Genomic DNA, 20,977 nt, shown 5'->3' on the forward strand with positions numbered 1-20,977 from the left:
ATACGGCCGGTGTTACCGCCGGTCGTATCCTTCACAAAGGTTCGAGTGCGAGGAGGGTGGGGGAGGGGGCGAACACGCCGATTGCGCGTGCGAACCTCAAACCTCCGGAGCCGCCATGACCATCACCCATCCCCTGACCGATCAGGAGATCGTCGACATCGCCCCGCTCGGTGCCATCATCGCCTTCAGCGACGGCACTCCGAAGCCACCCGAACGTTTCCATAAGAAACTCAACGCCTGGCAATCCCAGAACGGCAGTGGCCGTCTGACGCGAAAAACCAAATCCGCCAATCCCGCCTACCGCGATACCTTCACACTCCACATCGGCAACCACGGCAGCAACGGCACAATCGTCGTGTCGTACAACACGACATTTATGCTCGGCGGAGCCAAGAAATTTGCCATCGTCGAGACCCCCGCCGTCGGCAGCGTTCGCGTCCTGCATCAATGGGGCGGCGAACCTGAACTCCTGCACGTTGCATCCTCGCACGTCGCCGCCGAAGCCTGGCTCAGAGACCATCGCTATTCCAACGTTATCCTCGAGGATGTCGTCGCCATTTCGCCGGCGGGGGTGGCAGCATGAAAGTCACCCTTCCCATCATCATCCCCTCGCAGCGCATCGCCGACCTCATGAAAGGCGCGATCGACAACAACCCGATGACGCGCGTTTGGTGCGCGGGCATCGTGTTTAAAGCCGCCCGCATCAACCAATGCCCGATCAACACGGCCGAGGAACTGACGGGCCCGTCACCGTGGTACGCCAATCCGCTCCTCTACGACGATCAATTCCTGATCGAAGTGCACGAGATCCTTGATGATCCGGCACTCGGAAGCACTCGTTCAACGATCCGCCGTCATCGCGTCACGCACGACGACTTCGCCGAAGCCTTCAAACGCATGGCGCACCGGGATTATGCCCGGCACCTCGCCGATTTTTTCAAGGAACGCGACGACACGGTCACCGGCGGCATCTTCCTTCAGCTCGTGACGTTCAAAGTCGTCGTCTACGGCTAACCACACCCCAACCACATGGATATGTCATGGAATTGATCATTCATACCTACAACCACCGACCGTCTCGCTTTTACGTCGACAGCCGACGCGTCTGCGAAACGGATTTCCATTTTGCGATGATCTCGGCGCGCGTCGCCGGCCGCCAACTGAGCGCATTCTTGACGCGACGGCGCAAAGGCAAATCCGGCGAACATCACGTCGTCCATTACGTATCGATCAACTGAAAACGCTCCGACCCATCATCAATCTCAACGGCTCGCCACCACGGCGGGCCGTTTTCATTTCAACAGAAAGGACATCCTCATGTGCTGGACCAATCAACGCGTCGACACCCTCAAGGCACTCTGGGCTCAAGGCCTCCCCGCTTCGCAGATCGCTGGCCAGCTCGGCAACGTCACACGCAACGCCGTCATCGGTAAAGTCCACCGCCTTGGCCTCGCCGGACGCGCTACCGTAAGCCGTGGTCATGTACACAAACGATCGACCCCGGCACGAACGCCAGACCGCCGCGTGAGAAAGCCGATGCAAGTCGTATTAAGACCTCGCGTTCGACACGTGACTGACCTGCCGCCGCTCGCAGCTGCGCCCGACCAGCATCCCACCATTGCCGATCTCCAACCGTCTCATTGCCGCTGGCCGATCGGCGATCCGAAGCAGCCGGAATTTCATTTCTGCGGCCGAGCCAACGATCTCGTCCATGCCTACTGTCCGCATCATTTCGCGCTCGCGACTCGCGACACCTTTAAACGCTCGCGAACCAAACCAAGACCGGCACCTCTCGCGACACCGCCACCGGTCACGACAATTCCACAACCGGCCTTCCAATCCGCAACCGCTTAAACCCCTTCCGGAGCACGCCCCATGATCCTCATCACCAAAGAACAATTGCAACAACTCGCCGACAACGGCCGCCGTCAAGCAGCTGTCAAAGGCACAGACGCCGAACTCGATCTCCAACCGGTCGTCAAAATCTTCAATCCGACCGGCGCGGGGACTTGGCTGCTCACCGAAATCGATCCCGACGACACAGACATCGCCTGGGGTCTTTGCGATCTCGGATTTGGCTGTCCCGAATTCGGCACCGTGCGCATTAGCGAGCTGCGAACCGTGGGCGGCCGCTTCGGCTTACCCTTGGAACGCGACAGGCATTGGCAAGCCACCGCTCCCATCTCGGCCTATATCGAAGCTGCAGATGCTGCCGGCCACATCGTCGACCACGTCAAACCATCGGCAAAGAAGGGCGAGGACGAGGCGGGGAGAGCGTGAGTGACCGCGTCAGGAGGGGAGAGAGGCTTCCCACCGCGCCGTCATTACCCGGAGCCTCCCATGACCAAGCGTAAAACCGCCAAATCCGAATGCGCAAAACCCGCGCCGTCCGTCATCACATTGACCGAAGCGACCAACATTCCGTTGAACCGGCTGTTCGTCAGCAACGAGAATGTCCGCCGCATCAAAAAGGGCGTCACCATCGAGCAACTCGCCGAAAGCATCTTGCGCCGCTCGCTGCTGCAAAGCTTGTCAGTCCGACCGATCCTCGATGACAACGGCGCCGAGACCGGCAACTACGACGTAACCGCAGGCGAACGCCGCTGGACCGCGCTGCAGCTCCTCGTCAAGCAGAAGCGCCTCGCCGCCGATGCCAACACCCCTTGCATTATCAAGACCACCGGCAACGCCACGGACGACAGCCTTGCGGAAAATACCGACCGGGAAGCCCTGCATCCGCTCGACGAATATCGCGCCTTCGCCAAGATGAAAACCGACGGCATGCCGGATGAAGATATCGCCGCCGCCTATCACGTTACCCCCGCCGTGGTTCGCCAACGTCTGAAACTCGCCTCCGCCAGCTCGGTGCTGCTCAAAGCCTACGCCGAAGACGAACTGACACTCGATCAACTCATGGCCTTCTGCATCACCGATGATCACAAGCGGCAGAACACCATTTGGACGGCCATTCAGAAGAACCAAATCCACCCTTCAGCCTACAACATTCGTCAAGCTTTGACCGAAAAAACGGTCCGTGCCGACGATCCCCGCGTCCTCTTTATCGGTCTGGACGCCTACATAGCATCCGGCGGTCCTGTCATCCGCGATCTCTTCACCGCACGCGAGCATGAAGCGGCCTACTTGCAAGCCCCCGAATTGCTGACCCGTCTGGTCAGCGAAAAGCTTGAGGCCTCGCGCCAAGATTATATCGCCCAAGGCTGGAAATGGGCCGAAGCCGCCGTCGACATTCCCTATGCCGACAAACAGGGTATGACACGCCTGACACCGACCAAAAATTCGCTGACCCGCGACGAACAGAAACAGCTCGATGGGCTTTCGGACGAATATGATCGTCTTATGGACAGCGAAGACGAAGAAACCGACGACACCTCCCGTCGCCTCGATGAACTGAAGGACGAAATCGACCGTCACAGCAGGCCAACACCGGTTTTCAAGAAGAAAGATATGGCCCGTGGCGGCGTCTTCATCGATCTCGCCAATGACGGCAGCCTCAACGTCGACTATGGATATGTCCGTGCCGAAGATCGTGTCGCCGCCGACCTCGCCTCCGGCGACGAAGACAGCGACAATCTTGGCGATGATGTCGACAACGACAGCGGAACGGTTCCAGAAGTCGAAACCGGCGGACTTTCAGAACGCCTCGTGCAGGATCTCACCTCCTATCGCACGCTTGCCCTCCGGGACCGCGTCGCGCAGGATTTTCACATCGCCTTCCGCGCCGTGCTGCATACCTTCTGCCTATCGCACTTCGACTTCTATGGCGAACGAAGCTGTCTGCAGATCACCTCAAACGAAGGCTTCCCGGCGCAAGCACCTGGCCTCGACGAAACGCCTTCAGCGAAAGCCATCGCAGCCCGCCATCAAACATGGGTCCCACGCATTCCGGACAATCCCGATGCGCTCTGGACCATGCTTGGTGAGCTCTCATTTGGCGAACAGCAGGCGCTGTTCGCGCACTGCGTCAGCCTGACACTCAATGCCGTCCGGGAACCGCACAACCATCGCGACGATGAAATTCGGCACGCCAATCAGCTCGCCACTGTTCTGGGTCTCGACATGGTGCAGGAAGGCTTTACGCCTACGGTCGAGAATTATTTCGGCCGCATCACCAAAGCCCAGATCATCGACGCCGTGCGCGAAGCCAAAGACGAGCACGCCGTGCATCTGATCATGGATTTGAAGAAACCCACCATGGCGAGCGAAGCGGCGCGCCTGCTGCAAGGATCGGGTTGGTTGCCGCTGCCGTTGCGTCCCTCATCCAGTGCAGCGGTATCCGCCAGCGAAGCTGCCCAGCTGCCGGCGTTCCTTACCGGCGACGACCACCTAGCCGAAGCCGCCGAGTAACGTCGACACGACAATTCGACCATCAGCAGGGGCGCGTTCCGAAGCGTCCCTGCTTTTTTTATCGATGACAAAAGAGGACCAACGCATTCGGCTCAGCAACCAGCAATGCCGCAGGTTGTGTTTCAGCTGATACCCGCTGAACCCTCGCTCGCGACCGCACGCCGACAACAAAAATCCCAGTTCAACAACGAAAGAAAGGACCGCAGATGACCCACCCGTATTTCCACGCCGTCTCCTCAGCCAAACTGTTTGGGGGGACATCGGACGATTACCTGCCGATCCACGCGTGGTTTGACGCAACCAAAGAAAGCTTCCCTGATTTTCGTCATCGCGCCCTTCGCCACCATGCCGAAGGCGTCTTTGAATGCGAGCGCGTCTTCGGCGCCACGATCCGCAACAGCCACGGCAAGGACGTCCCGGTGCGCTACGTCGGCGAGCAGCACGTCATGGAAGATTGCGGCCGCATTCCCACCATCGCCGACTGGCTGTCAAAAATACGACCCGAAGCCTGGATGTCCCGCGCCACGAATGTGGGTGCTCAGGCGCGGAGGGCCGCCTGATGACCAGCACGTCCAACCCAATAACGAAAGTAAAGGAACGCTTGCACCGATTGCCGGCCAAAACCGCGGCACCCTTTCGGCAGCTCATAAAAACAGGGCAGGTTTCCGAAGGCGTCATCGACACCATCCTCGATGCCGGGGAGCTCGCCGGCGATACCAGCAAACTCATCGGCTTCGCCGCAGGATTTCTGCATATGACCGCCATCGGCGTACCGATCAAAGACACAATCGCTATGGCCGCAACACTCAAGCGTCGCATCAATCTGAACTGGAGCCCTAAACGATGGCACGACGAACACGAGCGCCTGTCGCGCGCCACGACCTTGAAGACCCTCGCCGATCAGAACGTTTCTTACGACGTTTCCGCTTTCCAGAGACACCTGCCGCCCCGCTTCCCAGGCTATCTGATACGTTCGAGTCGCCGCCTCGGGATGGAAGGCTTACGTCAACGTCATTGTGTTGCCAGCTATCACCGGCATCTCGAGGCTCGCCAATGCGCCATTGCCGCGGTCTTCGTCGACAAGCAACGGTGGACCGTCGAGCTTCAACTGACATCCGATCCGGAAGAGCCCATCAGAATTCAGCAAATCAAAACACGCTGCAACGGCCACGCGCCCGCAAGCGTGCGCCAGACAATCCATAACATGCTCGACATCGCCTTGCCGAAAACGTCACCAGCGCCAGACCGAACAGAGGAACGCCTCTATAAGGAAAATCTTCGCCGCCTGCTTCCGGTGCTGCGGAACGCAGCTATAGAATCCGTCACCGTTGAATTTGACGGTAGCGGCGACAACGGCTCAATCCAGAACATAGACTACGCACCGCACGCAAACCGCGACGTCTGCAACCAGCATATGGAATATCTGGCAACCGAAGGCGTTTTTAGCAACGGACGATGGATGACAACCGTCCTCCTCCGCGAAGCCAGAGTTGACGACGTCATCGATACCGTCACCAGTGATTATCTCGATGAAACCGGCGTCGACTGGTGCAACGATGACGGCGGCTTCGGCCGGCTCGAAATCGACGTCGCCGCAGGCACGGTGGAGCTCGAAGTCAATCAGCGCCATACCGAAAGCTCGGTTGAGTTTTCTTCCAAAGACGACATCGCAACCGGGGACCAAATCGAATAGTCCTTAGTCAATCGCGCTGAAGAGGGTCGCCCTGCGCTGTCGCCACGACCAACGCGTCGCCTGATCATCAATCGGCTCTCGAAACACAACGCCTCCACGCGCTCACGGCAACCAACGGCTGTTCCAAAACCAGACTGTTCGCTGACCTCATTCCGCGCAGCGCATTGGCGTCCGCTCCGGCACGGTTTGAAATCTGTTCCGCCAACACCTCGTCCTTTTTCGTTCAAGATTATTGACGCGCGCGACAACGGCCTCTCGAGTTGCCGACCATGGCACAAGCCGCGTCCGGGTGAGGCGCGCTTATCAGGCGGCGAGAAACCGCCGCCCGCGCCCAACTGAAAAATGGCTCCTCTCCCCATAATCTGCGCTTGCCCGCTCCCGACGGGCTTCGCCCGCGGGCTTGCGGGACCAGCGCGATCTTTTAGATCGCGCTCAAGCGCACATTCCAGGGCCCCTCGCTCGCAATTTTTGCAGTTGCCCCAAACGCAGAAGGCTCGTGCCAGCAGGCGGGCAACGAGGCCGCAATCCCGCGGCGTCGTCATCAAGACCGAAAGGAATAGCTCATGGCTAGCAACACTCAAACCGCAGACAAACCAAACCGTCCGCCTTACCGCGTGCTTTGTCACGTGGGTCAAGTCGACCGCAAGTTCTGGGAACAGAACGGCGTTGGCTTCCCGCATAAGAAGACGGAAGGCGGCATCGTCTTCACGCCGCCGTTCGACATCAAGGCTGGTACGCCCTGCATGATCGCACTGAACAGCAAGAACGACGAGGCCTCAGAAGACACCGCGAACGACGAACCGTTCGCCTAACCGTGAGCCGACCGGAGGGCCGCGCAAGCGGTCCTCCGAAGGCTTCCCTCTTACCTCAACTCAGGAGAAAACCATGCCCGACGTCGCTGGAACCGCCCACACCATGACCTCAAGCTTCATTTACTTCAAACGCTCCGGCAAATATTACAGCGAAGGCAACGGCGTCATCACGAACCCGCAATTCGAAAGCACACGAGAAACGCTCCTCAAGATCAATGGCGGCGCCATGCCGGAGCTGAATTCATCGGGCGCGGAATTCTTCATCGTCCTCTTACCGCCACAGGGCTTTCCAATGCTCCTGCCGCCGATCGACGAAATCGCCCTCGATCACTCAATTTAAAAATCCTCCCCTCGGTACCTGTCAATCGCGATCCTGTCCTTGCCGACTGATGTCGGGCCCACCCATCGCTTCCAATTCGCAACTCCCACACCGTGCCGCTTAGCGCATCACCGTCAGGCCAGCGCCACCCTCTACGGCAGGGGCGACAAAGACGATTTACGCATGGTTTTCTCCTCGCGCAGCGCCCGGCGGCTTTCACAGGTGGGATGAAGCCAGAGCCGCCATCGCCGTCAATCGCCAGCGCTTCGGACACTTATTCTTGCGCTTCGCGCATGTCCTGCAGCTTGCCGTGTGGTGCGCGCAAGCGCGCAGCGATGACAACGCCAGCTATGGCTCTGGCCCAATCATCCCACAAAGCCGCGCATCGGGCGCGGCGCAACACCAAGGAGTAAACCATGCGTAAATCGTCCTCCCAAACCGCCCACACCACTCCGTTCTTTCCCGGCCTCGACACCGACGTTTGCAACGATACGCTCGTGGAACGTTCCATCCTGATCGACGACAGTTACGACGATCAGACCGAAATCCTGACCATCATCCGCGACCGCGTCGCACGCGACGGGGTCTTATGACCCCCTCGCTGCAGTCGAGCAAAGTTTAGCGGCGCCAGCCGCAGGCCGCGACGCCGCCGCCTGCGGTGGGTGCGGCCGCTCTGGTCCTGGCTTTTGTTTCCCTGCCGGGCCAAGTGTTACCCCACGACAGTGTGCACAGCGCATTCACTGTAGACGCTGCTTTTATCCGCAATAGCGTTATCAGCGTTTACAGCGTGCCACTTGATAGCGTCCACAACACCATAAACAGCGTATACAGTGTCAAACTTACTGCCACTGTTTACGCCGTGAACAGTTTACTGTTCGCGGCGTAAACCGCTTTTTTTTCACCCTAGGTGTAAACACTGAATACAACTCACTTCATCCGCCACGCCCTGGTCCAGTCTCGATGGGCTATCCGCTCTCGAAAATAAATCCGTCACCGTCCATGCCGAACGGCACAAATCTGGGCCGCCGGAATTCCTTCGGGATATACCTGCCAGCACTTTGTTTCGTATCGGATCGATTCGCCTGGCGAACGATTTTTCTTGAACGACTCGAAGTGTCGTGACTCAATGACTCTATCTTCTCCCGAAATTCCAAAATTTTTTAAGGCGCAATAATGGGGGTTCGCACCCCCTTTGCGCAGCACGTCACGCCTTCGGCGATACGGACACGGAATTCGCCTCATCCGCGCATCGTCTGCTCGCTTGTGAGCGACCGGAAAGGGGAGGGGCGCTTTGTGCTGGCGGTCTCCGACGTCGTGCCCGGTACGGACTGGCGCGGCCGCCGCAGCGGCCAAGCCGATGCTGCGTGCTTGCCTGCGATAATCGGAAAGCAAATAGGACGGGTGAGCCCACAATCGATTCTCTTAATTCCGTGTGCCGAACGAAGGTTTGGGAATTCGCGCTTTCCACTCGGCAGTCGTTACGAACGCGGATATAATTGCGCTGTCCATTCGGTCGGTATTCGGCGGCAATATCCACACGCAGCGATAGGACCGATCTTAGTAATTCTTTAAGCGACGCAAATAGAATCTCGCGTCAGAGCAGCGACAGCAGCTGAAGAGATCCAGGCGGTTGCTTCCCGCCCGTCGCTCTCCGCCAGCTGCGTGTGCCAAGCGCGGCAGAAAGTATGTGTGCCGATGCGCGTTCGTTCTCTTCCGCATTTCAAGCACGATCACATCGGCAAGACATCGCACACAAAGAATTTCAGCTACCATCACATCAACTACATCATGCGCGAGGGCGCCTGCACGAAAGTGCTGGCCGAAAACATGTCGGTGACCCGCGAAGACGCGCGACGATTTTTCGAAAGGGAAGCCTATAGAGAGGGTGTGGCGGCAAACGCGCGCGTTGCCGACACCTTCATCATCGCTCTTCCCATCGAGCTCGATGCCGAGCAGCGCTATGATCTCGTCGAGCGCTTCATGCACAAAATTGGCAAAAACCGTATCGCGTGGCTGGCAGGTTTTCACGAGACAGGTGAAGACGCGCACAATCCGCATTGCCACGTGATCTTCCGTGATGCTGACATCGAGACGGGCCGGAAAGTTCTTGGAACCACAACGAGCGCCAAGGACGTCAAGGAAGCGCAAGACAAAGGCTGGCGAGTGCCGCCGCGCATGACCACCAAGGATCTCCGCGTGGCCTGGTGCAAGCACATCAACGACGATATGAAGCGGCTCGGCATCAACGTGCGCTTTGACGAGCGACGGCTCAAAGACCAGGGCATCGAGCGCGAAGCCGAGATCCATGTCGGCCGCAAAGGTCATGCGATGCAACAAGCGGGTAAGGATCCGGCAAACAGCGAAGATCGCCGCCGCGGCAATCATGTCAATCCCTACACGCTCGTCGATACCGGCAGCCGTCACGATCACAACGAGCGCATCAAGGCCCGCAACCATGGCAGCAACGACAACGCCGACCCGAGCGCCACTTATATTGCCAGCTTTGAGGAAGCGCGACAAAAGACCGAGCTGCGCGAACAGCAGGGAGTCCAGCGCAAGGGCATGTATGCTGAGCAGCACCTCGATCGTGCCGCGCTCCGAAAGGCCCATCGAGCGCAACGCCGCGAAAACGAACGGATGGGGCGCGTCCTCTATGCTGGCGCCCGCGCCAAGGCTTATCGAGAGACCGGCGATGCCTACAAGGAGCGCTGGACAGCAGCTCGGCAGATTAAAAACCACAGGGCCCAACGGCTGGCCATGAAGACGATCTTCGCTGAGCAGAAGGCCGCCTACGCCATCGCTGCCGCTGCCGAAGTGGAAAAGATCAAGCCGGAAAAGAATGCCCGGTGGCAGGCCCAGCAGGCCTCGCAGGCTTCCGAACGAGAAACGCTGAAGAGCCTGCACAGCGCGGAGCAAAACGCTTTGGCGCGCCAACATGTCGCCGAACGCCACGCGCTGCACGAACGCTGGCAGCATACCAACATGGCCAAGCAGGCCGACCGTCTCAGCGCCAAATTTGAGACGCAGCAGAGCATGGCGGTGGTGCAGACGAACGCCGTCAAGCTGATCCAACTCCGCAACCGGCAGGACCGCGGCGCCTATACCGGATCCGACGAAGCCATCGGATTTTTCACCGATACGGCGCGCGCCGAAGCCGACAAGCGGGCCGGTCTGCGCTCGATGCTCGATCAAGACCGTGCCGACAACTTGAGCCGGGCCGCCGCCACCTCTGATCGCTCCCGCGCACAACCTGGTATCAACGTGCAAAAGCGCAGCGGCGTGGACTCGCAAGCCCGTCCGGACCGTCGGGCCGCCAACGATCAGGGCCGGGGGACGATCAACGACACCCAAAAGGGAGCTGGGCCACCCGACAACGCCAAACCGGCAAACGCGAAAGCGCTGAATGCCAAGGCGACGGAGGCAAAGCCCGACGGCAAGACTGAGCCCAAAAAGGACAAATCCCGTAACGATGACCGCCAGGGCGATCTCTTCGCCCGCTATCGCAAAGACTATAAGGACAACGGCCGGGACAGCGGCCGCTCGGGACGATAGCCGACGCCCGGCATTGGCCGTCTAAGCCGAGCGTCGTCACTATCACAGGGCCTTCTCTCAGCGGACCAGGTGTTCAGCCGCCGTTGTTGACACGTACGCAATCGCTTCGCGCGTTATTCCGCGCCGCCGCGCGGGAAGTGACGGAACCAAGACCGTCTCCCCGGTATGGCGGCAGCAGTGGCGGGAGCAAGACAGATCCTGATCTGACGCTCACGACCGGGACGCTGGCTGACAATTACGTCCGTTTGTGCCATAACCCCGCTGCCGATCTTCTTCGGTGGATCGACGAAGACATCAAGTGTGTTGCGCCTCTCGCCGTCCCTCTCCCCACGTCCCATCACATCCTGCATGCTCGGCCGTTCATCCCGTCACCTCCTCTGGAAATCACCAGACAGTTTTGCCGCCGAGTTTTGCACGCGGTGCAAAGCTGGCTGGACCCGCCGCGCGAAGAAGGGCGCACTGACAGTTTGCCTGCTCGATCGCGAGCCAGTGCTGGCGGGCATGACCAGCTGCGATCGGTTCGAACCGCGCCAGCAACCGCACCCGAAAGAGGTGAAGCCGAAAGCCGCGCAGGAGATCTTGCTTCCGAACTCGAAGCGCTGAGCAGCTATTACGCCTCGCGTCTCGCGGCCGTTCGTGCCGGTGCGCGACGCGCGGATGTCGGCGCATTGGTGCGAGCCATTCAGACCGAGCGCGTTCTTGCCATGCGTGCTTTGCTCTCGCGCGAACAAGTGGCGCGGCAGAATCGTAATCTCGATCGTCCGCTTCTCCCTAAGGGCAATTCGACCGACTATGGATCCAACTCTCTGCACTGATCCGGTGGAAGCCCGGCCGCGATCGGAATCATGACCTCTCGTCAAGGTCGCCAACACGTCCAACCAAAGTTCCAGAGTTTTTAAAGTGAGCTGCGGTCCTGGATGCAAGTGTGATGATCCAAAAAGTTTTGGGGTGAAACGATGCATCCGACGTGCTTGTAGGCGCAAAAATACTGGGGCGTTCATTTCACCGGCGGCGCACGCAATGTAGAAAATTGCACTCGGCTAGCTACTCACGGTCAGACGACAGGATTTGCTTCGGGGCTACGTTTGTTCGCATGGCTTGTTTCAAACATTCCACCTCGATATAATCTGCATAAAGACGAGTTATGAGGAAAGGAGAGTCGCCGTTAGTTGAGTAGAACAGCGCTGATCGATCCCACGCGTGAAACGCCGTTTGGCAAGCTTGTGGGCATAATAATCAAGGAGTGCGGTCTTAGTTATAGGGCCGCGGCGCGATTGCTGAAGCTGTCGCCAAATCTTCTCTCGGATATTGTTGCTGGGCGCAAGGATGCGACGCGCAGGCTGATAGCGGAGCGCGGTTGGGCAGAGCAGTTGGAGAAGTACGATCCGGAAATTTGGGAGCGGCATCGCGTTCGATTCGAAAATCTAGCTTCAAAATTAGCATCGAAAGCAAGATACCATCATTCTTCCCCTGCCAATCATTCAACAATCGGTTTCGTTCTCTGGCAGATACTTGGCGGCGTTGCTTACGATGCCGAGCAGGCGAAGCTCGTTTTGGCGATAGATCGCGGACGGCTTCACGACATTCTCCATGGCAAAATACGGCTTTCGCAACAATACATCGCCGAGAACGATTGGGTGGGTCGACTGCAGGCACATTACGCTGATGCTTGGAATGAGTTCGGCGAGAACTTCTTGAGACAGGTCGGACAACTTCAGCCGCGTACGCGCATCATCAAATCCCGCGAACCTTCAGACCGAACAAGCTTTGGATACATTTTATGGAAGATACTCGGTGGCCCCTACATCGGTCACTCCCTAGCGACCGACGTGCTGGGTGTCAGCAAACATGAATTACGGGATCTGATCTATGAAAAAAACTGGTGGCGGACAACGCGCATCGATTTGAAGAGCTGGCGCGATGTTCTGGCTAAGGAGTTTCCCGAGCAGTGGCAACTTCATCGAGAACAATTTGATGGATACGTGAAGTAGCTCAGTCTGACGGTTGCCGGTTGGGATAACCAGGGGCGATAAAACTGAAGATCAGTTCGCGCGTGTTTGGCAATACAACTTTTTGGGGCGGCCGCATAATGAGGTCCTCCCTTTTCTTCGAGAAATCTTCGTAAGTGATGGCAACGTCCGACTGGGCTTTGTTAAAACCGTTTAACGGTATGGTGAACTCAACCGGACGATTGTCAGCGTCCCGTGCTTCGGCGATCATGCAATCGCCCTTCGACATGAGATGCAAAAACTCTTCGGTGGCATCACCCATCGCAAAGCAACCCGCGCCATTGCATGATATGAACTTGAGTAACAGATCGGTTGCAGAATCTCTTTGATCAGTTTTCTCATCGGTTCGAACGTATGCTCGAACGCCGGTCTCGAAAGTGGCGTTACATGGAATGCGCAGCATCAGCGACCTGAACGAAGAGCCTTCGAAATAGGTGATCGATGCGGCCAGGAGAGGCTCGCCCGCGGCGCTGATATGTTCCCAGCACAGCATCGTGCGTATGCGCGATTGATTGGAGCGATCAACTTTGATCCAGGTTGAAGGATTGTCGTTTGAGAACATGGTGGCTCGCGCTAGTTCGTAATACGACCATTCTGCAATGTGTTTGGCGCTCCATGCAAGTCACTGTTCTCGTCACGAAAAGACATTGACACCACGATTTTGCGCAGAGACCGAGCGTAAAGCGGAGTTTCCTGGAACGCTTCTCGACGGGAGCAGGAACGCGCCTTGTTGGCAACCGCGATTGACCAGGACGCGGTCGCTTTGAACTTTGGTCGGCTGCACTGGCGGCAAGCTGCGAGAAAGAATGGCGAGCGCCTCACAGCGAGGGCGTCGGATATGATGTTAGGCAAAGCTATACCCCGGATCGGGTAGGTGAATACTTTCCCAGAAATGTCTTGCAAGGGCAATTTCTTCCGGTCCGCATACATTCATGTAGATCGCTGTCGTCGTGAGACGCGAGTGACCCATCCAGCGCTGGATAATCGGAAGCGCTGTACCGGTTTGCATAGTCCCGACACCGAAGCCGTGACGCAGACCACGCGGCGACGCCTGCCTTCCAACCACGCCCGCGCGCGTCATTACTCTCTTGATGACACGCCAAGCGGTGGAGCGTCCCCACCGCCATAGCCTTGCGCGCGAGGATCTGATGTCTTGCTGTGCTAGCGCAATGTCGAAATAGAGATCGAGTCCGTTCATCAGATTCGGCGGAATCGGCACCTCTCTTAGGCTACGTTTGCGACGCTTGAGGGTGACGAATGTGACGACGCAGCTTTCGATCTGGAATGAGGCCGCCGTCAGTGCGAGCACTTCACTCACTCTGGCACCCGTAAACGCCAAGAGATATGCGAACAGTCTTTGCTTGGGATCGAAGCTTGCCGCCGCGGCCAGGACACGCCGGAGTTCAGCGTTGTTGACGTATTTTCTTAAGCCGTCTCGTGCGTAGAGAGTCTGACCGGTCTCCCAATCCTTCGACGCAGTGCGGCGTGGAACAATATTGGACAGATTGTTTCGGTTCGTTCCTGCAACGCGTTCAATCACTTCGGGCGGCTGTAGAGAGATCATTAGCTTTTCGGTAGCAGTGATAAACGCTCAATACAGTAAAAAATCATGTTGTGCAACATTATGTCCAATAACGTTTCAAATTACTCGGGATCGCAAAATCTAATTGTCTTGGCGTCTCGGGCATTTGCAAGTAATCGTGATCTTGGTTCGGATAAATATCAATTATGTCATTATGTTAGCTGAGCGGCTACTGGAAATAAATACTTGAATCCAACGCATAGAATGAGATAATATAACATATTAGAAGAGCGCAGATGCATCTGATTTTGGAGGGAGGCTTAATGAAATCGTCAAATTTATTGGTCGCCTTCGCGGCAATGGGCTCAGTTTTGGGCGGCGCAGCTGCCGCCGACGAGAAGGTTGCCAACGCGGCAACGGCTGTTAATCCCGAAGTTCAGGCGCACTGGAATAGCTGCATCAAGCAGCAGGCGGAAATCGGTGCCGAAGGTAAGGTACTCAAAGCCAAGTTCAACACTCCTGAAAAAATAAGCAAACGGTCTTGCGACGCAAATGAGCAGTGGGCAGCGCATGATGAGAGATGGGTAGCTTTCGTTCGGGGCTGCTCGGATGTTTTTGGATGGAACGACGTCGATGCTGGGCGAAAAATACTTCAGCTTTCATTGAATGCGGCTGGTTTGCGCGACGGATGTTTGCCGAAATAGAGCGTTACAGTTTAAGTGACGGATTTAATCGACTTGGTGTGGTTCCTGGCGCCACAGGTTTTGACGCTGTAAGAGCTTCGTCCAAGTCGTTAGCCCCCTTCTTCTGAACGGCCTCACCCTTTGCATCCTGTCCCGCCGTCATGTGTCGTTTCTGCTCACCATCTTTACGGCAGTCATCGACAATGCCTTTGAGAACGCTTTCGTCCTTCTTCAGCAACTGCAGCTTCTCATTAGGGACTTTATCGATACATTGCTTGGCTTCCTCTGCCGTCATCGTGTCGCCTGGTCGGTACTCGGCGCCAGCAATCTTTGCCGATCCGAGTAAGGCAGTGAACGCGCGGCGCCGAGAGGAATCGTCGGCGTAGTACTCGTTGCTTTTATACGCAGCGTAATAGACATCGCCCGATTTAGCTTGTGTGCCTGCGAAATATCCCTTGCCGTAAGTGTTTGCCCAACTGTTCCAGCCATCTTGGTAGGATTTGAGCTGGCCGTTCGCGCTGTAGAAGATGTTGTGCGAGGAGGCCATGTAATCGCCGTCGTTGGAATATCCGAAGCCCGAGGAGCCGCGTTCTTCGACCCACGTACCGTCGTCGCGATAGTGGCCGTTGTGATCGCCGCCGGCCGATGCAGCGTCCAGCATTGCGGCCGCATCTGTCTGCTTGATGGCAGCTACGATTTGCTCGAGCTCGGCGATCGAACGGACATGACCGGCGGCATTGAGCGCTAGTGCGATAGCCTGGTCTTGTGCGGCCGGATCGCTGACCTGGCTTCGGATCATCGAAACAATCATCGCTTCGAACTTAGCGGGATCTTCTGTGCTGTTTTGGGTTTCGCCAGCTCGACGCGCAGCGTCACGTTCGTCATTACGAGGATTGGGCATGTCCACGAAGTCGACATGGGCGCGAGGCAGTGTGTTTGAAAGTTTGCCCTGGTTGGCGGCTGTGATGATAACCTCGACCGCATGCAGAGGTTTGATCGCACTGTTCTGGGCTGAAGTTATAAGCTGGCTGTAGCGACCACGAGCGATAGTCGGCGCGGCTGGCGAGCTATTATCGACGCCGGCGTGCAACGATGCCGTGAAGCCGCGAAGCTGATGGCGCCTCGAAAATTGGCGCGGTTCCTGTTCAAATCCCATAGCCATAAAAAGATCTTTCGCCGTCAATGACCGGATTCTTGCGCATTTAGTTTGCTGAATTGCTAATTCCGGCCAAATTGCCAAAATACGCAATAAAATTGCGCGCTTTTTTGTTAGATTGGTAGATTAGTACGCGTATCTAAGGGCTTGATTGCTAATGCAAATGAGTAGGGGTGCCGTGAAAAAGATATCGAATTGGTTGGAATTCGCTAAAAGCCATCCACTCATGTTTCTCTTCATTACAGGGATGTCGATTTTAATTGTCGGCGGGATAATTAACTACTGGATTTATTATTGGCAATTGTCACCCGAGCAGAGACGGCGAGAGCACGAAGAGGCAGAACGGGAACATATTTCAGGCGACTGGTAATTGAGTGTCTTTGAATGTGCGTTTAACAATGAGGGGGCAACAATGTCTGCAGATAAAAAAGACCAGGAAGGCGTCAACAAAGCATGGGCGGATCGCTACTACACGGAACCTGTGGAAGACTGGTCCGATCGGGCCGCGCGCAAACACGCTGAATCGCAAGTCGAAAGAGACCATCAAGACAAGGTCGAAAGGCTTTTGCGTCGGGGTTTCTTTTTTGGAACGACGCCTCCCGGTCCTCGAGGATAAAAAAAGCCGCTAGCGAAAGTGGACACCACTAAGAGAAGAAGCCCGTTCCAAACGTCGCGTCCATGGCTTCGAGAAAGCGATAGATATTTACTGCGAGTACACCCCCGAAAATGTGGGTCAGACCCGCAGCAAGAGTAATACGCTCATTCCCGGCACCCTCGCCAACCTTCTTCAAAATGAGCCAGCCGCGAATGAAAGCGATCATCCCGATAAGTTGGAAAAAGGTTAGGGCCGCGTAGACGGCCGTTTGGAAGGGCTGTGTGTCCGCTCCGAAGTTGAAGGCGATCGCGGACGTTACTGTGCCAGGGCCAGCAATAGTAGAACTGCCAAACACGGTCGCGATGATTTCATTTAAGCTCATGCCGACGGTGTAGAGGACGGCTCCAACCACTAAGTTCGAGAGGATTTTGGGGATCGAGTATGTCCGAGGGTCCTGACCGTATTTCGATGCCGTCACCAGGCCGTTGATGACCAGAAAGGTGCCGATCAGGATCGATATCACTGACAGCATGAAGATCATGGGGCTTTTGATGTTCATGATCAAATTGAGCATCAATCCGTCGAGACCAACATTGCCGGCCGTGCCGCCGAAAGCGGCGTAAGGAATGCAAGCGGACAGACCGCCGCCGGCGTCGGAAGAGCTGCTAAAGTTGAACAAAGAGTTTACCAGCAAACGAATGAACGCTGGCAAGGCCAGCAGGCCCGAGCCTCCGATCAAATATCCTTTCGGGCGGGAGATACCGTACTGGCGTGATGCGTTGATGCTGTCGGTGAAGTAACCCAGTTGGGTGACTCCGATGCCGATCATGATGGCGCCCATGATGTAAGCGACACCAACGAACAATTTTTCAAACGGTGCCATGTTGCGCGAAACACTGCACATCATTTCGCCGAGCGTCAGCGTGTCGGCGAAAGCGGGCGTGGTGACAATGAGAGATGCAACGGCGATAAACGCTGCCAGGGATGGTTGGTAATTAGCCGCTTGCTTTGTGGTGTTAGAATTGCCCATTTTGGGGCGCCTTTCGCGCCAATTAGTATTTTTAGCGATGATTTCATATGCAACTTAAGGAATAGCTAATTACTCGGCCGAATGGGGCTATCCCGCTGTTTTTGCTAATGTCAGGATCGATGGTATGCGGTCTGGAGCTGCTAGGCGTAGAAGGCCATAACCGATGCCGGCAAGGCCAGTCATTAGGCCGTGCCCTAGCGATTGACTGGCTTGAGCTGACCTCCAACCCACTTCGGCGATTTCATGGACGATGTTATCTCTGGCCATCTCGATTAGCTCTCGAGCGCCCGGCGCAAATTCCGGGATCTGTGCGGCTACGACGAAGGGTTCAACATTGCCCAAAGTGCCATGACAGAGGCAATGGCTGGATTGCCAGTAGTTTTGCGCTGTCTCTTGAAGCGTGCGCTCGATATCGACTTTGATGTCAGTGCTCTTCGTAGCCGCGAAGGTGGCCAGCCTGGAGAGTGCTATTCCAGGAGCTCCATGACACCATGAACACTGATGCCCGGTAGCTGTGTGATGGCGGTCAGTCCATTCACTCTCGCCAATAAGTTGTCGTTCATGATCTGCGATCGAAAGCGCAGTCGCGAGATAGTACGGGTCCGCCGTCATGCGGTGAAGTTCGGCAAACGCCAATGCTGGACCAGATGCACCATGCGATAACCCCCGCTGAAAAGGTGTTGCGCGCCAATTTTCCTTTCCGTCGGCATCGGTTTTTAGCAAATGCTCAGCACAGGCGATCGCGAGCTGGAGAGCCGGACCGTCGGGCCTTTGCGCGGCGAGAGGTAACAAGGTCAGAAGCAGACCTGAGGAGCCGCTTATGATGTCGAAAACCTTGTCGTCTGCAATGCGAGGTGCGAGCCCCGGCAGAAGGCCTTCCGCAAGGTCGAGGAGCGCATGGTCTTTCCAAAGAATCCCGAGATGCGTCAGAACGTAAATGGTGGCGCCGGTTCCAGAGAAAGCGCTGATGGAAGGATCGTCGGCGTGAACAAGTTCCTCCTTGATGGTCCCAATAAGCGCGGCGGCGGCCGTGCGGAAGTGTTCGACGCCGCTTTCATGTGCGAGGTAGGCGAGAAATAGGGCCGCTCCGCCGACGCCATCATAGAGACCGTGCCGGGCGGGGTGGATGTTGTAATGTGGATGCCGTGCATCGACGTCATCGAGCAGCGCCTGTATGTGAAGAAATGAGGCGCTGTCGTCCGCAATTATCAACCTGCGGACAAGCTCGTTACCGAGCTTGACCGCTAGCGCGAGACATGGATCGGCATAGCGGCTTAAGTCGCCTTCGAGCGGTCGCGCGTACCCGTGGTCGTATCCTAGCGAAGCGCGAATGAACCAGATTTGCTTCTCGAGGTTCGCGGGGGAAAAAGCTGCGATCTTATTTTTGACGGTATCCATCATTGCGACGGCAAGTATGCCGGGGACGATCGTGCCGTCCGCGCCGTGCGCAGATGTTGTTGCAGGGGTCAAATGAAAGAAGGGAATATCGTTGTCATCGAGTTGCCGTAGCTCGGAGGCGATCAACCGTTTTACCAGTGGCCAATGCGTTGACGCTGGAACGAGCTTCGCGAAGTGCTGCTGGCGATCGAGCTCATCTCGCAAAAAATCTGGGTGTGTGGAGTCGCTTAGCAACGTTGCGTAGAGGGACGTAGGTCTCATCACTGCGCGTGTTTGATCGGCCCTGAACCGTGCGATGGGACCGAGTTCACTGAACAAGAACGTCTGATGTTCTTTCAAGAGCTCGTACGCCGTTGTGAAACCAGCGATCAGATCTGGTATCGATATTTTCCCATCGGTTTGCGGCCGGCTGTGCAATGAGCCAACGCCACCAACCACCTCCGAAATCTGAGGTGTTGAGGTCTCTAATCTTTGAAGAGCAATGATGCGGTGCGGTGACCTTTGGCCGGGCGTAGCAGCGATGCCGCTCGAATCGAAAACAGCTTTCTCGCTGGTAAGCTCAGGCTCAGGGAGCATGGCCGTTGCCATGACCGAACCCCGGATCGCGGCAAAGCAAGCCTCGCGCGATGTTTGCGGGTCGGAATGGAAAAAAGGATGAAAGACGGTTTCTAGATCGACCAGGATTGGGTCGGCACCATGCGCCACGATATTTTCGAAGTGCATGTCTGTCGCTGAGATTGCATAGGCGAGGGCGAGGAGGGCACCTTCACGGCGATAGAACTGCTCTACTTCGTCTGGCGTGTCACACAGGACATGCGGGACGAATTCGACCCATCCATAGGTACCTCGGTCTATCGTGCGCATCAGTTTCAGCGGCGGTGAGAAGCCGGCATCGTTGATCCAGGCCAGCAGTTCTTGGAAATGCTTTTCTGGATTGGTGGAGCGCGGCTTGTAGACAAGCCGGGCCCCCGATTCGAACGACAAGAGGAAGACCGAACGGCCGCCGTTATGGGTATCGCCCGCACCTGGAGTTACAGAGGTTAATCGGTCTCCTTCACCTAAGCTAAAGTGGCTCCGAAGGAGATCGATATCGCTGATGAAGCGCTGATAAAATTCTTGGACGTTAAGAAGCCACGCCGCGCAGGTTTTTTGAACGTTGCGGCCGAGCACGGGGTATTTTTCAAGAAACGCCACTTGTTCGCCGAGGTCCGAGGCGGTTTCGAGGAACGTACGCGGCCTGTCGGCCCCGCTTTCCAGCTCGTCGAGCATTAAATTTCTGACGGCATTTTCCAAAACGACGGCGCGTTGTGTTTGAACAATCAAACGGCCGTAAAGCCAATCCAGCGAGTTGCGGGTGAGTGACTCTGGATCTGCAACGGCATTTTCTGTGCGCGCGGTTTGAGCGTATAAAAACCCGGCAAGAGCGTCGGTATAGAAAGCGATAAGAGTGGAAAACGGCTTTAAGATCGCCGGGTATTCGTTGTCGACAGTTCGGCGATAGCCAGTTCGTGCAATGACCGTTTTAATTTCGCGGAACCATTGCGGTGCCGATGCCTCGTTCAGTAGCTGGTCAGGCTCACCACCCAGAATTTGCAAGGTTTCTTCGCGACTACAATTTAGACCGAACAAGGTGGTGATCAGTTCGTCGTGATTGGATATGCCCGTTGTCGCGACCCAAGCTCCGAGGCGTTCCTCGGCGAGTTCGGCATCGAAATGCCTTGTCGCACGAGGTGCCTGCTGAACGGCCTGCCAGCGCTCCTCAAACGTCAACGCCCTGGACCAGTGTCGCCAATTGAGACGCAAGTCCGATTGAGCGTGAGGCGAAAGGTCGCCGGCAGTCATT

Annotated in this window: 19 protein-coding genes; 14 read left to right on the forward strand and 5 right to left on the reverse strand. The window is 56.7% G+C overall.

What is annotated here, in order from left to right:
- The first annotated feature begins 115 nt into the window (after nucleotides 1-115).
- From WC811_RS14445 to WC811_RS14505, 13 genes are all read left to right on the forward strand, one after another.
- Nucleotides 116-583 carry a hypothetical protein gene (locus WC811_RS14445; RefSeq protein WP_372645832.1) on the forward strand — a complete coding sequence of 156 codons (468 nt, stop codon included), beginning with the start codon at nucleotides 116-118 and terminating at the stop codon, nucleotides 581-583.
- Nucleotides 580-1,014 (forward strand): hypothetical protein, encoded by a 435-nt coding sequence (locus WC811_RS14450; RefSeq protein ID WP_372645834.1) that lies wholly within the window; start codon nucleotides 580-582, stop codon nucleotides 1,012-1,014. Before WC811_RS14445 ends, WC811_RS14450 begins: the two co-directional genes overlap by 4 nt.
- Before the next feature lie 26 nt (nucleotides 1,015-1,040).
- Nucleotides 1,041-1,238: a hypothetical protein gene (locus tag WC811_RS14455; protein WP_372645836.1), complete on the forward strand. Its 198-nt coding sequence runs from the start codon at nucleotides 1,041-1,043 to the stop codon at nucleotides 1,236-1,238.
- Nucleotides 1,239-1,317: 79 nt separating this feature from the next.
- Complete coding sequence (locus WC811_RS14460; RefSeq protein WP_372645838.1) at nucleotides 1,318-1,854, forward strand: GcrA family cell cycle regulator; 537 nt, start codon at nucleotides 1,318-1,320, stop codon at nucleotides 1,852-1,854.
- Between the two features lie 21 nt (nucleotides 1,855-1,875).
- Complete coding sequence (locus tag WC811_RS14465) at nucleotides 1,876-2,280, forward strand: DUF2958 domain-containing protein (protein WP_372645840.1); 405 nt, start codon at nucleotides 1,876-1,878, stop codon at nucleotides 2,278-2,280.
- A gap of 60 nt (nucleotides 2,281-2,340) precedes the next feature.
- Nucleotides 2,341-4,365, forward strand: a complete 2,025-nt coding sequence (locus WC811_RS14470) for a ParB/RepB/Spo0J family partition protein (protein WP_372645842.1) — start codon at nucleotides 2,341-2,343, stop codon at nucleotides 4,363-4,365.
- 206 nt (nucleotides 4,366-4,571) lie between these two features.
- The gene (locus tag WC811_RS14475) at nucleotides 4,572-4,925 is read left to right on the forward strand and encodes a hypothetical protein (RefSeq protein ID WP_372645844.1); all 354 of its coding nucleotides are present in this window, start codon (nucleotides 4,572-4,574) and stop codon (nucleotides 4,923-4,925) included.
- Nucleotides 4,925-6,058 (forward strand): DUF6878 family protein, encoded by a 1,134-nt coding sequence (locus WC811_RS14480; protein ID WP_372645847.1) that lies wholly within the window; start codon nucleotides 4,925-4,927, stop codon nucleotides 6,056-6,058. Before WC811_RS14475 ends, WC811_RS14480 begins: the two co-directional genes overlap by 1 nt.
- 563 nt (nucleotides 6,059-6,621) lie before the next feature.
- On the forward strand, nucleotides 6,622-6,870 hold the full coding sequence (locus tag WC811_RS14485; RefSeq protein ID WP_372645849.1) for a hypothetical protein: 249 nt from the start codon (nucleotides 6,622-6,624) through the stop codon (nucleotides 6,868-6,870).
- A 73-nt stretch (nucleotides 6,871-6,943) separates the two neighbouring features.
- Nucleotides 6,944-7,210, forward strand: coding sequence for a hypothetical protein (locus WC811_RS14490; protein ID WP_372645851.1), 267 nt, complete (start codon nucleotides 6,944-6,946; stop codon nucleotides 7,208-7,210).
- Between the two features lie 395 nt (nucleotides 7,211-7,605).
- Nucleotides 7,606-7,782: a hypothetical protein gene (locus WC811_RS14495; protein WP_372645853.1), complete on the forward strand. Its 177-nt coding sequence runs from the start codon at nucleotides 7,606-7,608 to the stop codon at nucleotides 7,780-7,782.
- 1,102 nt (nucleotides 7,783-8,884) lie between these two features.
- Nucleotides 8,885-10,741 (forward strand): MobA/MobL family protein, encoded by a 1,857-nt coding sequence (locus WC811_RS14500; protein WP_372645855.1) that lies wholly within the window; start codon nucleotides 8,885-8,887, stop codon nucleotides 10,739-10,741.
- A gap of 1,169 nt (nucleotides 10,742-11,910) precedes the next feature.
- On the forward strand, nucleotides 11,911-12,732 hold the full coding sequence (locus WC811_RS14505) for a hypothetical protein (protein ID WP_372645857.1): 822 nt from the start codon (nucleotides 11,911-11,913) through the stop codon (nucleotides 12,730-12,732).
- A 1-nt stretch (nucleotide 12,733) separates the two neighbouring features.
- Here the strand turns inward: WC811_RS14505 and WC811_RS14510 are convergent, their stop codons facing one another.
- Together WC811_RS14510 and WC811_RS14515 are read right to left on the reverse strand one after the other, a co-directional pair.
- Nucleotides 12,734-13,312, reverse strand: a complete 579-nt coding sequence (locus tag WC811_RS14510; RefSeq protein ID WP_372645859.1) for an invasion associated locus B family protein — start codon at nucleotides 13,310-13,312, stop codon at nucleotides 12,734-12,736.
- 282 nt (nucleotides 13,313-13,594) lie between these two features.
- The gene (locus WC811_RS14515; RefSeq protein WP_372645861.1) at nucleotides 13,595-14,314 is read right to left on the reverse strand and encodes a tyrosine-type recombinase/integrase; all 720 of its coding nucleotides are present in this window, start codon (nucleotides 14,312-14,314) and stop codon (nucleotides 13,595-13,597) included.
- Between the two features lie 254 nt (nucleotides 14,315-14,568).
- Here WC811_RS14515 and WC811_RS14520 point away from each other — a divergent pair, with 254 nt between their 5' ends.
- Nucleotides 14,569-14,976 (forward strand): hypothetical protein, encoded by a 408-nt coding sequence (locus WC811_RS14520; protein WP_372645863.1) that lies wholly within the window; start codon nucleotides 14,569-14,571, stop codon nucleotides 14,974-14,976.
- A 4-nt stretch (nucleotides 14,977-14,980) separates the two neighbouring features.
- Here the strand turns inward: WC811_RS14520 and WC811_RS14525 are convergent, their stop codons facing one another.
- From WC811_RS14525 to WC811_RS14535, 3 genes are all read right to left on the reverse strand, one after another.
- The gene (locus tag WC811_RS14525; RefSeq protein WP_372645865.1) at nucleotides 14,981-16,138 is read right to left on the reverse strand and encodes a hypothetical protein; all 1,158 of its coding nucleotides are present in this window, start codon (nucleotides 16,136-16,138) and stop codon (nucleotides 14,981-14,983) included.
- 617 nt (nucleotides 16,139-16,755) lie between these two features.
- The gene (locus WC811_RS14530; RefSeq protein WP_372645867.1) at nucleotides 16,756-17,736 is read right to left on the reverse strand and encodes a hypothetical protein; all 981 of its coding nucleotides are present in this window, start codon (nucleotides 17,734-17,736) and stop codon (nucleotides 16,756-16,758) included.
- 87 nt (nucleotides 17,737-17,823) lie between these two features.
- Nucleotides 17,824-20,976: a type 2 lanthipeptide synthetase LanM family protein gene (locus WC811_RS14535; RefSeq protein WP_372645869.1), complete on the reverse strand. Its 3,153-nt coding sequence runs from the start codon at nucleotides 20,974-20,976 to the stop codon at nucleotides 17,824-17,826.
- Between the last annotated feature and the right edge of the window lies 1 nt (nucleotide 20,977).

The sequence above is a fragment of the Hyphomicrobium sp. genome (genome assembly GCF_041659645.1).
In the GTDB taxonomy this organism is placed as follows: domain Bacteria; phylum Pseudomonadota; class Alphaproteobacteria; order Rhizobiales; family Hyphomicrobiaceae; genus Hyphomicrobium_B.

What these genes read in the sequence shown, in the direction of transcription:
- WC811_RS14445 (WP_372645832.1), top strand. Translation starts at nt 116, where the DNA reads ATGACCATCACCCATCCCCTGACCGATCAGGAGATCGTCGACATCGCC.
- WC811_RS14450 (WP_372645834.1), top strand. Translation starts at nt 580, where the DNA reads ATGAAAGTCACCCTTCCCATCATCATCCCCTCGCAGCGCATCGCCGAC.
- WC811_RS14455 (WP_372645836.1), top strand. Translation starts at nt 1,041, where the DNA reads ATGGAATTGATCATTCATACCTACAACCACCGACCGTCTCGCTTTTAC.
- WC811_RS14460 (WP_372645838.1), top strand. Translation starts at nt 1,318, where the DNA reads ATGTGCTGGACCAATCAACGCGTCGACACCCTCAAGGCACTCTGGGCT.
- WC811_RS14465 (WP_372645840.1), top strand. Translation starts at nt 1,876, where the DNA reads ATGATCCTCATCACCAAAGAACAATTGCAACAACTCGCCGACAACGGC.
- WC811_RS14470 (WP_372645842.1), top strand. Translation starts at nt 2,341, where the DNA reads ATGACCAAGCGTAAAACCGCCAAATCCGAATGCGCAAAACCCGCGCCG.
- WC811_RS14475 (WP_372645844.1), top strand. Translation starts at nt 4,572, where the DNA reads ATGACCCACCCGTATTTCCACGCCGTCTCCTCAGCCAAACTGTTTGGG.
- WC811_RS14480 (WP_372645847.1), top strand. Translation starts at nt 4,925, where the DNA reads ATGACCAGCACGTCCAACCCAATAACGAAAGTAAAGGAACGCTTGCAC.
- WC811_RS14485 (WP_372645849.1), top strand. Translation starts at nt 6,622, where the DNA reads ATGGCTAGCAACACTCAAACCGCAGACAAACCAAACCGTCCGCCTTAC.
- WC811_RS14490 (WP_372645851.1), top strand. Translation starts at nt 6,944, where the DNA reads ATGCCCGACGTCGCTGGAACCGCCCACACCATGACCTCAAGCTTCATT.
- WC811_RS14495 (WP_372645853.1), top strand. Translation starts at nt 7,606, where the DNA reads ATGCGTAAATCGTCCTCCCAAACCGCCCACACCACTCCGTTCTTTCCC.
- WC811_RS14500 (WP_372645855.1), top strand. Translation starts at nt 8,885, where the DNA reads ATGCGCGTTCGTTCTCTTCCGCATTTCAAGCACGATCACATCGGCAAG.
- WC811_RS14510 (WP_372645859.1), bottom strand. Translation starts at nt 13,312, where the DNA reads ATGTTCTCAAACGACAATCCTTCAACCTGGATCAAAGTTGATCGCTCC.
- WC811_RS14515 (WP_372645861.1), bottom strand. Translation starts at nt 14,314, where the DNA reads ATGATCTCTCTACAGCCGCCCGAAGTGATTGAACGCGTTGCAGGAACG.
- WC811_RS14520 (WP_372645863.1), top strand. Translation starts at nt 14,569, where the DNA reads ATGCATCTGATTTTGGAGGGAGGCTTAATGAAATCGTCAAATTTATTG.
- WC811_RS14530 (WP_372645867.1), bottom strand. Translation starts at nt 17,736, where the DNA reads ATGGGCAATTCTAACACCACAAAGCAAGCGGCTAATTACCAACCATCC.
- WC811_RS14535 (WP_372645869.1), bottom strand. Translation starts at nt 20,976, where the DNA reads ATGACTGCCGGCGACCTTTCGCCTCACGCTCAATCGGACTTGCGTCTC.